Below are 13,448 nucleotides of genomic sequence, written 5' to 3'. Positions count from 1 at the left end.
GGTTTGTCGGCCTGATAAGACGCTACGGCGTCGCCATCAGGCACAGCAAAAGTGCCGGATGGCGGCGATCATGCCTTATCCGACCTACGGGCAGGTTTGTCGGGGTTTTGCCTCAGAGTCTGGAATACAACATAGATGAATTTATTAAAGTCGCTGGCAGCCGTCAGCTCGATGACGATGTTTTCACGTGTGCTGGGTTTTGCGCGTGATGCGATTGTCGCCAGAATTTTTGGCGCAGGGATGGCGACTGATGCCTTTTTTGTGGCGTTCAAACTTCCTAACCTGCTGCGCCGAATCTTTGCTGAGGGCGCTTTTTCGCAGGCGTTTGTGCCTATTCTTGCCGAATATAAAAGTAAGCAGGGGGAGGATGCGACCCGCGTCTTTGTCGCTTACGTTTCCGGGCTGTTGACTCTGGCGCTGGCCGTGGTGACGGTCGCCGGAATGCTGGCTGCCCCGTGGGTGATTTTAGTCACCGCGCCTGGGTTTGCCGACACCGCGGACAAATTTGCGCTGACCACTCAACTGCTACGGATCACCTTTCCGTATATTCTGCTGATCTCGCTGGCTTCGCTGGTGGGTGCGATCCTGAATACCTGGAATCGCTTTTCCATTCCGGCGTTTGCGCCGACCTTTCTGAATATCAGCATGATCGGTTTCGCGCTGTTTGCTGCTCCTTATTTTCACCCTCCGGTGCTGGCGCTGGCGTGGGCCGTTACCGTTGGCGGCGTGCTGCAGCTGATTTATCAGCTTCCGCACCTGAAGAAAATTGGCATGCTGGTGCTGCCGCGCGTGAACTTCCGTGATGCGGGGGCGATGCGCGTCGTCAAGCAAATGGGCCCGGCGATCCTTGGGGTATCTGTCAGCCAGATTTCACTGATCATCAATACGATTTTCGCTTCGTTTCTGGCCTCTGGCTCAGTGTCATGGATGTATTATGCTGACCGTCTGATGGAGTTTCCGTCTGGCGTACTTGGCGTCGCGTTGGGGACTATCCTGCTGCCCTCGCTATCCAAAAGTTTTTCCAGCGGTAATCATGATGAGTATTGCCGTCTGATGGACTGGGGCCTGCGTTTGTGTTTTCTGTTGGCATTACCGAGCGCCGTGGCGTTGGGGATTCTGGCCAAACCGCTGACGGTTTCTCTGTTCCAGTACGGTAAATTTACCGCCTTTGACGCCGCGATGACGCAGCGCGCGCTGGTGGCATATTCGGTAGGTTTGATTGGCTTGATCGTGGTGAAAGTGTTGGCCCCAGGTTTTTATTCGCGCCAGGATATTAAAACGCCAGTCAAGATTGCCATTGTCACGCTGATTATGACCCAGGTAATGAACCTGGCATTTATTGGGCCGCTGAAACATGCCGGGCTGTCGCTGTCGATTGGTCTGGCGGCGTGTCTGAACGCTTCACTGCTGTACTGGCAACTGCGTAAACAGAAAATTTTTACCCCACAACCGGGTTGGGCCTGGTTCCTGGCGCGACTGGTGATTTCTGTGCTGGTGATGTCGGCGGCGCTGGTTGGGATGCTCTACATCATGCCGGACTGGTCGCAGGGAACGATGTTATGGCGTCTGCTGCGTCTGATGGCCGTTGTGGTGGCCGGTATTGCTGCTTACTTCGCTGCGCTCGCGGTGCTGGGCTTTAAAGTGAAAGAGTTTGTGCGCCGGACGGCGTAACAGATTAATGCCGGATGGCGGCATGACGCCGTATCCGGCCTACAAAACGCGTAGGCCTGATAAGCAAAACGTTATCAGGCTAGCATCAGATAGAGAATTTTTTCCCGCCGCGGTGCGCAGCAGAGGTTTGACCGTTTGCGCCATACAGCGCCGGTTCCTGGTGCGGTTTCAGCACTTGAATCGCTTGTTGATTGCGCTCGATCTGCCCTTCCAGCAGCCAACCGTTGTGCTGGTTGAGTTCGCGTAGGTCCTGTGTTTTTCGGGTAATGGTCTGCCAACGCTCGGCAATTTCATCATTGGCGCTGCGCGTGGCGTCATGCTCCAGACGGCGCTGCTGCTCCAGGTAATCAAGGGTTGCCAGCAAAGAGCTTTTTTCTTCTGTAATACGCTGTAGCTGGCTGCCGTTAATATATCCTGCGGAAAGCTGCTGCTGTTCAGCATCCATTACCGTTTTCAGGTCATTGAGGACGGTCGTCATCTGGTCAAGTATTTCTGACAAACGAGTCATACTTTATTTACTCTGTAAGTAGCTCTGCGCCTCGCGGATCAGCGAGTCGGCAATTTTTCCGGTGTCCATTTTCAGCTCGCCATTACGGATCGCGGTTTTCAGTGCTTCCACGCGTTCCATATTGATGTCATTGGTGCCGGGCTGCATCAGTTTGGCCTGGGCGTCGCTCAGCATGACGCTGGTGCTGGTGGTGGCGGTGGTTTTTTCCTTCCGCGTTTTTTGTACCGGCGCATCGCTGGTTTCACGTGGCTGAACGGTACTTACTGGCTTCAATGGTGAGGTACGATCAATGCTCATTTTGTTTATCCTCATCGAGGGGTTACGCTATAGCGGCCCGCTGTAATCATTGGTTGTTTATCTATCGGCACACGCTAAAAAATCTTTAACCTATTATAGGTTAATAAGAATATTCCCATCAGAATCGACGACACCGCTCACCACCTGGCCTGAAATCATCCGTACTCGGGCATTCTGGGCGACGGCGGCATTGTTCAGCGCTTTACCTTCGGCATTCACCCGAAAGCCATCTCCGTTGGCAATAACCAGGACGCGCTGACCGGCCTTGATTCGCCATGCCTGGCGCAACATGGAAAGCTGTATCGGCTGACCTGGCACCAGATCGCGCAGGCTTACGGCATCCTGCACCTGATTCATATCCAGCACGGCGCGCGGAGGGAGTTGGTCCAGTCGACCTCGTTTTAGCGTTACGCTGGCCGAAGTCAGGGCGCTACCCCGAGCGACGGGCGCGGCGGCAACAACGTAGTTTCCCGTGGCCTGCACGTTCACCTGCAGATAACGTTTCTCGTTGGCGCAGCGCGCCAGCACGTTCACATTACCCCACAATTTTGCACTCCCGGACACGCTTAATGCCGGTTGTTCGCAGCTCGGCAATAAGTTTGGCGACGTTCGGATAGTAACGACGACCTCATCGCTAAATCCGGCCAGTCGCTGGGAAAACCATGCCGTCAGCTGTGAATTCAGGTCTTGCGCCAGCGTCATAGGACTGAACAGCAGTGCTGCTACGACGACTCCACGTTTAAACGTTTGCATCAAAACCTCGCGCTTTTTCAGGTAGTGACAGGATTCTACCTGTGTGACGCAGTCATCAACGCAACAAATAGCGACGCATTTTGCGTTTATTCCGGCGATAACGCGCGCGTAATGGGATTTAAGCTGTCGGCTGAATTTTGTCATTTGCGGAGGAGATATGCTCGATAAGCTCGACGCCGCCTTACGTTTTCAACAGGAAGCGCTGAATTTGCGCGCCCAACGCCAGGAAGTATTGGCGGCCAACATAGCCAATGCCGACACGCCGGGGTATCAGGCGCGCGACCTGGATTTCGCCAGTGAATTAAAAAAAGTCATGGTGCGGGGACGGGAAGAAACCGGCGGTGTCTCGTTGACGCTGACCTCTGCACAACACATTCCGGCCCAGACCGTTTCCGCTCCTTCTACGGAACTGCTCTACCGCATTCCTGATCAGCCGTCTCTCGATGGCAACACGGTAGATATGGACCGGGAGCGTACGCAATTTGCAGACAACAGCCTCAAGTATCAAATGGGGCTGACCGCGTTGGGTGGACAAATCAAAGGCATGATGAACGTGCTGCAAGGAGGGAACTAATTCGTGGCGCTGTTAAATATTTTTGATATCGCAGGCTCTGCGCTGACGGCTCAGTCTAAGCGCCTGAACGTGGCAGCCAGCAACATGGCGAATGCGGATAGCGTCACCGGACCTGACGGTCAGCCCTATCGCGCGAAGCAGGTTGTTTTTCAGGTTGATGCCGCGCCAGGTGCGGCAACCGGTGGCGTAAAAGTCGCTGACGTCATTGAAAGCCAGGCGCCGGATAAGCTGGTTTATGAACCCGGTAATCCGCTGGCCGATGCGAACGGTTACGTAAAAATGCCGAATGTGGACGTCGTCGGCGAAATGGTCAACACCATGTCAGCCTCGCGTAGCTACCAGGCAAACGTTGAAGTGCTCAATACGGTGAAAAGCTTGATGCTCAAAACGCTGACGCTAGGCCAGTAAAAGGAGGCGCACATGTCTATTGCTGTAAAAATGAATGACCCGAGCACGACGGGTGTGAATGACGCAACGGGGAAGAGTTCGCTGACGGGCAGCAACGCCGCGGACCTGCAAAGCAGCTTCCTTACGCTGCTGGTGGCACAGCTGAAAAACCAGGATCCAACCAACCCGCTGCAAAACAACGAACTGACCACCCAGTTGGCGCAAATCAGTACCGTGAGTGGAATTGAGAAACTGAACACCACGCTGGGATCGATCTCCGGGCAGATCGACAACAGTCAGTCGCTGCAGGCCAGTACGCTGATTGGCCACGGTGTCATGATCCCAGGTACCACCATCCTGACCGGTAAAGGTACGGAAGAGGGCGCAAAAACCACCACTACGCCGTTTGGCGTTGAACTGCAGCAACCGGCAGATAAGGTTACCGCAACCATTACCGATAAAGACGGCAAGGTGGTACGCACCATTGATATTGGTGGGTTGAAAGCGGGCGTTCATACCTTTACCTGGGACGGCACCATGACCGATGGCACGGATGCGCCAAGCGGTTCTTACAACGTGTCAATTGCTGCCAGTAATGGCGGAACACAACTGGTGGCTCAGCCGCTTCAGTTTGCGCTGGTGCAGGGCGTTATTCGCAGTAACGGCGGTAATACGCTGGATCTGGGCACCTATGGAACCACCACCCTCGACGAAGTACGGCAGATCATTTAAGCCTTCACACTTATCAGGAGTAAGTCATGGCCTTTTCACAAGCGGTCAGCGGTCTGAACGCTGCAGCGACCAACCTCGATGTCATTGGTAACAACATCGCCAACTCCGCCACCTACGGTTTTAAATCCGGTACGGCCTCGTTTGCCGATATGTTCGCCGGTTCTAAAGTGGGTCTGGGCGTTAAAGTTGCGGGCATTACCCAGGACTTTACCGACGGTACCACGACCAACACCGGTCGCGGGCTGGATGTCGCTATCAGCCAGAACGGTTTTTTCCGCATGGTAGACAGCAACGGTTCCGTTTTCTACAGCCGTAACGGTCAGTTCAAGCTCGATGAAAACCGCAATATCGTCAACATGCAGGGACTACAGCTGACGGGCTATCCGGCTACCGGTACACCGCCAACGATACAGCAAGGTGCTAACCCGGCGCCGATCACTATCCCGAATACGCTGATGGCGGCTAAAACCACCACGACTGCGTCAATGCAGATCAACCTGAACTCCACTGACAAGGTGCCAACGAAGACCCCGTTTAATCCCAGCGATGCGGATTCCTACAACAAAAAAGGCACCGTTACCGTTTTCGATAGCCAGGGTAACGCCCATGACATGAATATTTTTTATGTCAAAAATGCGCAGAGCAACACCTGGGAAGTTCACACACAGGATGCTTCAACCGGAGCCGCTGCAAAATCAGCAGGGTTTATGCGCTTTAATGAAAATGGTGTGTTCTTAGGGATTAGCGCCACAGCCGCCGAGGCGGTACCAACGCCTCCTACCGTCTGGCCAAAGGAAATCAACATCACAACCGGGCAGATTAACGGTGCTGATGCGGCAAATTTCTCCCTGAGCTTCCTGAACTCCATGCAGCAGAACACTGGCGCCAACAACATCGTTGCCACGAATCAGAATGGCTATAAGCCGGGCGACCTGGTGAGCTACCAGATTAACAATGACGGTACTGTGGTCGGTAACTACTCCAACGAACAGCAACAGGTTCTGGGGCAGATCGTGCTGGCAAACTTTGCCAACAACGAAGGTCTGGCTTCTCAGGGTGACAACGTCTGGGCAGCTACTCAGTCTTCCGGCGTGGCGCTGCTGGGTACCGCAGGCGAGGGTAACTTCGGCAAGCTGACCAACGGCGCGCTGGAAGCATCAAACGTGGATTTGAGTAAAGAACTGGTGAATATGATCGTCGCCCAGCGTAACTATCAGTCGAACGCGCAGACCATCAAAACCCAGGACCAGATCCTCAACACGCTGGTCAACCTGCGCTAAGCGCCTGACGGGATGGCTTAATGGATCACGCAATTTATACCGCCATGGGCGCGGCCAGTCAGACGCTGAATCAACAAGCGGTGACGGCCAGCAACCTGGCAAACGCCTCAACGCCGGGTTTTCGTGCGCAACTCAATGCGCTGCGCGCGGTTCCCGTTGAAGGATTGTCTTTACCGACGCGTACGCTGGTGGTGGCCTCCACGCCGGGGGCCGATATGACGCCGGGTCAGATGGACTATACCTCACGTCCGCTGGACGTGGCGCTGCAACAGGATGGCTGGTTGGCTGTGCAGACCGCGGACGGTAGCGAAGGATATACCCGAAATGGCGCCATTCAGGTAAGCCCTACGGGGGAGCTGACCATTCAGGGACACCCGGTGATTGGCGAAGCCGGACCAATAGCCGTACCGGAAGGTTCAGAAGTCACCATTGCGGCAGACGGCACGATCTCGGCGCTCAACCCTGGCGATCCGGCTAACACCGTTGCGCCAGTTGGGCGACTGAAACTGGTGAAGGCCACGGGGAGTGAAGTGCAACGTGGCGATGACGGTATGTTCCGTCTGACTCAGGCCGCGCAGGCTACCCGTGGCGCTACGTTACAGGCCGACCCCAGCATTCGCGTTATGTCGGGTGTGCTGGAAGGCAGTAACGTTAAGCCGGTAGCCGCGATGAGTGACATGATTACCAACGCCCGTCGTTTCGAAATGCAAATGAAGATTATCAGTAGCGTGGATGATAACGCGGGTCGCGCCAACCAACTGCTGTCGATGAGTTAATACAGGACATTTTATGATCAGTTCATTATGGATCGCCAAAACCGGCCTGGATGCGCAGCAAACCAACATGGATGTGATTGCCAACAACCTGGCAAACGTCAGCACCAACGGATTTAAGCGTCAACGTGCCGTGTTTGAAGATCTGTTGTACCAGACGATTCGCCAGCCTGGCGCACAGTCTTCTGAACAAACCACACTGCCGTCTGGTTTGCAGATTGGTACCGGTGTGCGCCCGGTCGCGACCGAGCGTTTACACAGCCAGGGGAACCTGTCGCAGACCAACAACAGTAAAGATGTGGCGATTAAAGGGCAGGGCTTTTTCCAGGTCATGCTGCCTGATGGCACGTCCGCCTACACCCGTGACGGTTCTTTCCAGGTGGATCAGAACGGTCAACTGGTGACTGCGGGTGGTTTTCAGGTTCAGCCGGCTATCACCATCCCGGCTAACTCGCTCAGTATCACCATTGGACGCGACGGTATCGTCAGCGTAACCCAGCAGGGCCAGGCAGCACCGGTTCAGGTTGGGCAGCTTAACCTGACTACTTTTATGAACGATACCGGTCTGGAAAGCATTGGTGAGAATCTGTACACCGAAACGCAGTCATCCGGTGCGCCGAATGAGAGCACTCCGGGGCTGAACGGCGCGGGTCTGCTGTACCAGGGTTATGTTGAAACCTCTAACGTCAACGTGGCGGAAGAGCTGGTAAACATGATCCAGGTGCAGCGCGCTTACGAAATCAACAGTAAAGCGGTATCGACCACCGATCAGATGCTGCAAAAACTGACGCAACTCTAAAGTGTGGCCCGGTGGGGTGAAAGCCTCACCGGCACACTGATTTTGAAGATGACCGCAATGCGAAAATACGCGCTTCACCCATACCCAATTTTAGCCCTGTTGGTGGTTTCACTGACAGGATGCGCCTGGATCCCGGCCACGCCCCTCGTGCAGGGCGCAACGTCTGCCCAGCCTGTTCCTGGCCCGACGCCGGTGGCGAATGGATCAATCTTCCAGTCGGCCCAACCGATTAACTACGGTTATCAGCCGCTATTCGAAGACCGCCGTCCGCGCAATATTGGCGATACGTTGACCATCGTATTGCAGGAAAACGTCAGCGCGAGCAAAAGTTCTTCGGCTAATGCCAGCCGCGACGGCAAGACAAACTTTGGCTTTGATACCGTACCGCGTTATTTGCAAGGACTGTTTGGCAACGAGCGTGCTGACGTAGAAGCTTCAGGCGGTAACACCTTTAACGGTAAAGGCGGCGCGAACGCCAGCAATACCTTCAGCGGTACGCTGACCGTAACGGTCGATCAGGTACTGGTGAATGGCAACTTACATGTTGTGGGTGAAAAACAGATCGCCATTAATCAGGGCACTGAATTCATTCGCTTCTCCGGGGTCGTTAACCCGCGCACCATCAGTGGCAGCAACTCCGTACCGTCAACTCAGGTTGCGGACGCACGTATTGAGTATGTCGGCAACGGCTACATCAATGAAGCGCAGAATATGGGCTGGTTGCAGCGTTTCTTCCTTAACTTGTCGCCGATGTAAGCGAGGTAGCCAGTGTTTAAATCTTTAGTTGGAATGGTACTGGTGCTGATAACCACCTTTGCGCATGCCGACCGTATTCGTGACCTGACCAGCGTTCAGGGCGTGCGGGAAAACTCGTTGATCGGTTATGGGCTGGTGGTCGGTTTGGATGGCACGGGTGACCAGACTACCCAGACGCCGTTTACTACGCAAACGCTCAACAACATGCTTTCGCAGTTGGGAATTACCGTGCCAACCGGCACCAATATGCAGCTGAAAAACGTGGCGGCGGTGATGGTGACCGCGCAATTCCCGGCCTTTGGTCGTCAGGGGCAAACCATTGACGTAGTGGTCTCTTCCATGGGGAACGCCAAAAGCCTGCGCGGCGGAACGTTGTTGATGACCCCGCTGAAAGGGGTCGATAGCCAGGTATATGCGCTGGCGCAGGGGAATATTCTGGTAGGCGGTGCAGGCGCGGCTGCGGGTGGCAGCAGCGTGCAGGTAAACCAGCTCAATGGCGGACGTATTACCAACGGCGCGACCATCGAACGTGAATTACCCAGCCAGTTCGGCGGCGGTAACACTATTAATCTGCAGCTCAATAATGAAGATTTCACTATGGCGCAGCAGATAACCGACACCATTAACCGTTCGCGCGGCTTTGGTAGCGCCACTGCGCTGGACGCCCGGACGATTCAGGTACGCGTGCCAAGCGGCAACAGTTCGCAGGTGCGTTTCCTTGCTGACATCCAGAATATGGAGGTGAATGTCACGCCGCAGGATGCGAAAGTGATTATCAACTCGCGCACCGGATCCGTTGTCATGAACCGTGAAGTCACGCTGGATAGCTGTGCCGTCGCGCAAGGCAACTTGTCGATAACGGTAAACCGCCAGGCGAACGTCAGCCAGCCGGATACACCGTTTGGCGGTGGACAGACCGTGGTGACACCTCAAACCCAGATCGATCTGCGCCAGAGCGGCGGTTCGCTGCAAAGCGTGCGTTCCAGCGCCAACCTGAACAATGTTGTGCGTGCGCTTAATGCGCTAGGGGCAACGCCGATGGATCTGATGTCCATTCTGCAATCGATGCAGAGCGCGGGATGCTTACGCGCCAAACTGGAAATCATCTAATGATTGGTGACAGCAAACTGCTGACCAGTGCCGCCTGGGATGCGCAATCACTGAACGAACTGAAAGCGAAAGCGGGTCAGGACCCGGCGGCGAATATCCGCCCGGTTGCCCGTCAGGTAGAAGGGATGTTCGTACAAATGATGCTGAAAAGCATGCGTGAAGCGCTGCCGAAAGATGGCGTTTTTAGCAGTGATTCAACACGTTTGTATACCAGCATGTATGACCAACAAATTGCGCAGCAGATGACCGCAGGTAAAGGTCTGGGACTGGCTGAAATGATGGTTAAGCAGATGACTGAAGGGCAGGCACAACCTGCAGACGATGCGCCGCAGGTGCCAATGAAGTTCTCCTTGGAAACGGTGACCAGCTATCAAAACCAGGCGCTGACGCAACTGGTCCGTAAAGCCATTCCCCGCGCGACGGAAAGCAATGATGAGCCGCTGTCAGGTGACAGCAAAGACTTCCTCGCCCAGCTATCGCTGCCGGCTAAGCTGGCAAGTCAGCAAAGCGGGGTTCCGCATCATCTGATTCTGGCGCAGGCGGCGCTGGAGTCCGGATGGGGGCAGCGACAAATCCGCCGTGAGAACGGTGAACCGAGCTTTAACATTTTTGGCGTGAAGGCGTCGGGAAGCTGGAAAGGCCCAACCACCGAAATCACCACCACCGAATATGAAAACGGCGAGGCGAAAAAGGTGAAAGCCCGATTCCGCGTCTATAGCTCTTACCTTGAGGCACTGTCGGATTATGTCGGTCTGATATCGCGTAACCCGCGCTATGCGGCGGTAACCGCCGCTGCTACCGCCGAGCAGGGGGCACAGGCTTTGCAGAATGCTGGTTACGCGACTGACCCTAACTATGCGCGTAAATTAACCAGCATGATCCAGCAGTTGAAATCGATGAGCGAAAAAGTGAGCAAAACCTACAGTACGAATATCGATAATCTCTTTTAAATAGCTCAAGTCTACCAACCTGCTGCCGATAATAACGAGTATTGAAGGATTACAAGGAACCTCCATGTCCAGCTTGATTAATAACGCGATGAGTGGACTCGCCGCAGCGCAGGCCGCGTTGAATTCTGCCAGTAATAACATCTCCAGCTATAACGTTGCCGGATACACCCGTCAAACGACAATTATGGCACAAGCGAACAGCACGCTGGGTGCGGGGGGCTGGGTTGGCAATGGCGTCTATGTTTCTGGCGTACAGCGCGAGTATGACTCCTTTATCACGAATCAGTTACGTGCCGCGCAGAACCAAAGCAGCGGCCTGACAACGCGCTATGAACAAATGTCGAAAATCGACAATCTGCTCTCCAGCAAAACCAGTTCCATTTCGACCTCAATGCAGGACTTTTTTACCAGCCTGCAAACCCTTGTCAGTAACGCGGAAGACCCGGCGGCGCGCCAGGCGCTGATCGGTAAAGCTGATGGTTTAGTCAACCAGTTCAGAACAACCGACCAGTATCTGCGCGATCAAGACAAGCAGGTTAATACTGCGATCAAGGCCAGCGTTGACCAGATCAACAACTATTCAAAACAGATTGCCAGCCTCAACGATCAGATTTCCCGTCTGACCGGCGTCGGCGCGGGCGCATCGCCTAACGATTTACTCGACCAGCGCGACCAACTGGTCAGTGAACTAAACCAGATTGTTGGTGTTGAAGTCAGCGTTCAGGACGGCGGGACTTACAACATAACCATGGCGAACGGCTATTCACTGGTGCAGGGCAGCAATGCACGACAGCTGGCGGCTGTGCCCTCCAGTGACGATCCCAATCGTACCACAGTGGCCTACGTCGACGGGGTTGCCGGCGAGGTTGAAATTCCCGAAAAACTGTTGAATACCGGTTCACTGGGCGGGCTGTTGACCTTCCGTTCTCAAGAGCTTGACCAGACGCGTAATACGCTGGGCCAACTGGCGTTGGCGTTTGCCGATGCGTTTAACACCCAGCATAAAGAGGGTTTTGACGCGAACGGCGATCAGGGTAAGGATTTCTTTGCTATCGGTAGCCCGGCAGTATTCAACAACGCTAAAAATACAGGAACAGGATCGTTAAGCGCGAAGATTACCGACAGCTCTGCTGTACAGGCGACCGATTATAAAATCGTTTATGACGGGACGGACTGGCAGGTTACTCGCCTGGCGGATAATACCAGCTTCAAAGCTACCGTTACCGGTGGGAAGATGTCCTTTGACGGGATGGAAATCACCGTAAATGCTGGCGCAAAAGCAAATGACAGCTTCACAGTGAAACCTGTCAGTAACGCCGTTGTTGATATGAAAGTCATGGTGACCGATGAGTCGAAAATCGCCATGGCCCAGGTCTCAAAAAATGATCCGGACCCGGATATTGATAAGGGAAAAAGCGATAACCGTAACGGTCAGAAACTGCTGGATCTGCAGACCAAAGCTACCGTGGGTAATAAGACCTTCAACGATGCATATGCCACGCTGGTAAGCGATGTCGGGAACAAAACCGCGACGCTGAAAACCAGCGCCATTACCCAGAACAACGTGGTAACGCAGCTTTATAAGCAGCAGCAGTCTATTTCCGGCGTCAACCTCGACGAAGAATACGGTAACTTACAGCGCTATCAACAGTATTACCTGGCTAATGCGCAAGTGCTGCAAACCGCAAATGCGCTGTTTGATGCACTGATTAATATTCGCTAAGGGAGAGGGACACAATGCGTATCAGCACCCAGATGATGTACCAGCAGAATATGCGTGGCATCACTAACTCTCAGGCTGAATGGATGAAGTTCGGCGAGCAGATGTCAACGGGCAAACGTGTGATCAACCCATCTGACGATCCGATCGCCGCCTCGCAGGCCGTGGTGCTTTCTCAAGCACAGGCGCAGAACAGCCAATATACGCTGGCGCGTTCATTTGCGACGCAAAAAGTATCGCTGGAAGAGAACGTACTGAGTCAGGTAACGACGGCAATTCAGACCGCGCAGGAAAAAATTGTCTATGCCGCGAACGGCACGTTAAGCGATGACGACCGTGCATCGCTGGCCACCGACCTGCAGGGGATCCGCGATCAACTGATGAACCTGGCGAACAGCACCGACGGTAATGGACGCTATATTTTTGGCGGATATAAAACAGAATCTGCACCGTTTGCTCAGGCAGATGGCGCTTACAGCGGCGGTACAACAAATGTGACCCAGCAGGTCGATGCCTCCCGTACCATGGTGATTGGTCATACTGGCGATAAAGTATTTGTTAATCTGACCAGCAATGCCGTACCGGAACCTGGCGGCGGTACTCAGGAAAAGAACCTGTTCAAAATGCTGGATACCGCTATTGATGCGCTCAAAACCCCGATTGAGGGTAATGACGCGGCAAAAGCTACCGCCTCTGCAGCCATTGATAAAACCAGTCGTGGCCTGAAAAATTCACTGAATAACGTGCTTTCTGTTCGTGCAGAATTAGGGACTCAGCTCAGCGAGTTAAGTTCACTGGATTCACTGGGCGCCGATCGCGCATTGGGCCAGACTCAGCAGATGAGCAATCTGGTGGATGTTGACTGGAACGCAGCGATTTCGTCCTACGTGATGCAGCAGGCCGCACTGCAGGCATCGTATAAAACGTTTACCGATATGCAGGGAATGTCGCTATTTCAACTGAACCGGTAACACCTTTTTGAACATATCATGAAACTGGATATGTTTGTCTGCCCGCTCCTTTAACACCCCGGAGCGGGCATTTTTTTAGGCCACTGTTATTTTCTCAGCGACAGATTCCCCGTTAGTCTTATTACCCGCGCAATTGCACCGCTAAAGATTGCCAGCGTAACCACGCC

15 protein-coding genes are annotated in these 13,448 nt (G+C 54.1%); 12 read left to right on the top strand and 3 right to left on the bottom strand.

Going from position 1 to position 13,448, the window contains the following annotated elements; translation table 11 throughout:
* Nucleotides 1-135: 135 nt before the first annotated feature.
* The gene (gene murJ / locus FDW87_RS04830) at nt 136-1,671 is read left to right on the top strand and encodes a murein biosynthesis integral membrane protein MurJ (protein ID WP_003836768.1); all 1,536 of its coding nucleotides are present in this window, start codon (nt 136-138) and stop codon (nt 1,669-1,671) included.
* 85 nt (nt 1,672-1,756) lie between these two features.
* Here murJ and flgN read toward each other — a convergent pair whose 3' ends face one another.
* The 3 genes from flgN to flgA form a co-directional block, all read right to left on the bottom strand.
* Nucleotides 1,757-2,179: a flagella biosynthesis chaperone FlgN gene (flgN, locus tag FDW87_RS04825; RefSeq protein ID WP_016152623.1), complete on the bottom strand. Its 423-nt coding sequence runs from the start codon at nt 2,177-2,179 to the stop codon at nt 1,757-1,759.
* Nucleotides 2,180-2,182: 3 nt separating this feature from the next.
* Entirely contained in the window at nt 2,183-2,476 is a 294-nt protein-coding gene (gene flgM, locus FDW87_RS04820) for a flagellar biosynthesis anti-sigma factor FlgM (RefSeq protein WP_016152624.1), read from the bottom strand.
* A gap of 93 nt (nt 2,477-2,569) precedes the next feature.
* Nucleotides 2,570-3,229, bottom strand: coding sequence for a flagellar basal body P-ring formation chaperone FlgA (gene flgA, locus FDW87_RS04815; RefSeq protein WP_016156187.1), 660 nt, complete (start codon nt 3,227-3,229; stop codon nt 2,570-2,572).
* 157 nt (nt 3,230-3,386) lie between these two features.
* Between flgA and flgB the strand changes: the two genes are divergently transcribed.
* The 11 genes from flgB to flgL all read left to right on the top strand — a co-directional run bounded on the left by flgB (nt 3,387) and on the right by flgL (nt 13,281).
* Nucleotides 3,387-3,803 (top strand): flagellar basal body rod protein FlgB, encoded by a 417-nt coding sequence (gene flgB, locus FDW87_RS04810; RefSeq protein WP_016152626.1) that lies wholly within the window; start codon nt 3,387-3,389, stop codon nt 3,801-3,803.
* Between the two features lie 3 nt (nt 3,804-3,806).
* Nucleotides 3,807-4,211: a flagellar basal body rod protein FlgC gene (gene flgC, locus FDW87_RS04805; RefSeq protein WP_006685091.1), complete on the top strand. Its 405-nt coding sequence runs from the start codon at nt 3,807-3,809 to the stop codon at nt 4,209-4,211.
* Between the two features lie 12 nt (nt 4,212-4,223).
* Nucleotides 4,224-4,922 carry a flagellar hook assembly protein FlgD gene (flgD, locus tag FDW87_RS04800; protein ID WP_016152627.1) on the top strand — a complete coding sequence of 233 codons (699 nt, stop codon included), beginning with the start codon at nt 4,224-4,226 and terminating at the stop codon, nt 4,920-4,922.
* Between the two features lie 26 nt (nt 4,923-4,948).
* Nucleotides 4,949-6,202: a flagellar hook protein FlgE gene (gene flgE / locus FDW87_RS04795; RefSeq protein ID WP_016152628.1), complete on the top strand. Its 1,254-nt coding sequence runs from the start codon at nt 4,949-4,951 to the stop codon at nt 6,200-6,202.
* A gap of 20 nt (nt 6,203-6,222) precedes the next feature.
* Nucleotides 6,223-6,978 carry a flagellar basal body rod protein FlgF gene (locus tag FDW87_RS04790; RefSeq protein WP_137379499.1) on the top strand — a complete coding sequence of 252 codons (756 nt, stop codon included), beginning with the start codon at nt 6,223-6,225 and terminating at the stop codon, nt 6,976-6,978.
* Between the two features lie 13 nt (nt 6,979-6,991).
* On the top strand, nt 6,992-7,774 hold the full coding sequence (gene flgG / locus FDW87_RS04785; protein ID WP_003036202.1) for a flagellar basal-body rod protein FlgG: 783 nt from the start codon (nt 6,992-6,994) through the stop codon (nt 7,772-7,774).
* Nucleotides 7,775-7,831: 57 nt separating this feature from the next.
* The gene (gene flgH / locus FDW87_RS04780) at nt 7,832-8,530 is read left to right on the top strand and encodes a flagellar basal body L-ring protein FlgH (protein ID WP_016152630.1); all 699 of its coding nucleotides are present in this window, start codon (nt 7,832-7,834) and stop codon (nt 8,528-8,530) included.
* A gap of 33 nt (nt 8,531-8,563) precedes the next feature.
* On the top strand, nt 8,564-9,640 hold the full coding sequence (locus FDW87_RS04775; RefSeq protein ID WP_019076467.1) for a flagellar basal body P-ring protein FlgI: 1,077 nt from the start codon (nt 8,564-8,566) through the stop codon (nt 9,638-9,640).
* Nucleotides 9,640-10,590, top strand: coding sequence for a flagellar assembly peptidoglycan hydrolase FlgJ (gene flgJ / locus FDW87_RS04770; protein WP_016152632.1), 951 nt, complete (start codon nt 9,640-9,642; stop codon nt 10,588-10,590). Before FDW87_RS04775 ends, flgJ begins: the two co-directional genes overlap by 1 nt.
* Nucleotides 10,591-10,654: 64 nt before the next feature.
* A complete protein-coding gene (gene flgK / locus FDW87_RS04765; protein ID WP_046274758.1) occupies nt 10,655-12,313 on the top strand; it encodes a flagellar hook-associated protein FlgK in 1,659 nt (552 codons plus the stop codon).
* A 14-nt stretch (nt 12,314-12,327) separates the two neighbouring features.
* On the top strand, nt 12,328-13,281 hold the full coding sequence (gene flgL, locus FDW87_RS04760) for a flagellar hook-associated protein FlgL (protein ID WP_016152634.1): 954 nt from the start codon (nt 12,328-12,330) through the stop codon (nt 13,279-13,281).
* The last annotated feature ends 167 nt before the right edge of the window (nt 13,282-13,448 follow it).

The organism is Citrobacter sp. wls826 (assembly GCF_005281245.1).
Lineage (GTDB): Bacteria > Pseudomonadota > Gammaproteobacteria > Enterobacterales > Enterobacteriaceae > Citrobacter > Citrobacter braakii.
The sequence above is the reverse complement of the archived record's forward strand: the minus strand, read 5'-3'. Positions and strand labels throughout refer to the sequence as shown.

Coding starts and splice junctions, on each gene's coding strand:
- flgE (WP_016152628.1), top strand. CDS start 4,949: ATGGCCTTTTCACAAGCGGTCAGCGGTCTGAACGCTGCAGCGACCAAC.
- flgA (WP_016156187.1), bottom strand. CDS start 3,229: ATGCAAACGTTTAAACGTGGAGTCGTCGTAGCAGCACTGCTGTTCAGT.
- flgB (WP_016152626.1), top strand. CDS start 3,387: ATGCTCGATAAGCTCGACGCCGCCTTACGTTTTCAACAGGAAGCGCTG.
- flgL (WP_016152634.1), top strand. CDS start 12,328: ATGCGTATCAGCACCCAGATGATGTACCAGCAGAATATGCGTGGCATC.
- flgN (WP_016152623.1), bottom strand. CDS start 2,179: ATGACTCGTTTGTCAGAAATACTTGACCAGATGACGACCGTCCTCAAT.
- flgD (WP_016152627.1), top strand. CDS start 4,224: ATGTCTATTGCTGTAAAAATGAATGACCCGAGCACGACGGGTGTGAAT.
- flgJ (WP_016152632.1), top strand. CDS start 9,640: ATGATTGGTGACAGCAAACTGCTGACCAGTGCCGCCTGGGATGCGCAA.
- FDW87_RS04775 (WP_019076467.1), top strand. CDS start 8,564: ATGGTACTGGTGCTGATAACCACCTTTGCGCATGCCGACCGTATTCGT.
- flgH (WP_016152630.1), top strand. CDS start 7,832: ATGCGAAAATACGCGCTTCACCCATACCCAATTTTAGCCCTGTTGGTG.
- flgG (WP_003036202.1), top strand. CDS start 6,992: ATGATCAGTTCATTATGGATCGCCAAAACCGGCCTGGATGCGCAGCAA.
- flgM (WP_016152624.1), bottom strand. CDS start 2,476: ATGAGCATTGATCGTACCTCACCATTGAAGCCAGTAAGTACCGTTCAG.
- flgK (WP_046274758.1), top strand. CDS start 10,655: ATGTCCAGCTTGATTAATAACGCGATGAGTGGACTCGCCGCAGCGCAG.
- murJ (WP_003836768.1), top strand. CDS start 136: ATGAATTTATTAAAGTCGCTGGCAGCCGTCAGCTCGATGACGATGTTT.
- FDW87_RS04790 (WP_137379499.1), top strand. CDS start 6,223: ATGGATCACGCAATTTATACCGCCATGGGCGCGGCCAGTCAGACGCTG.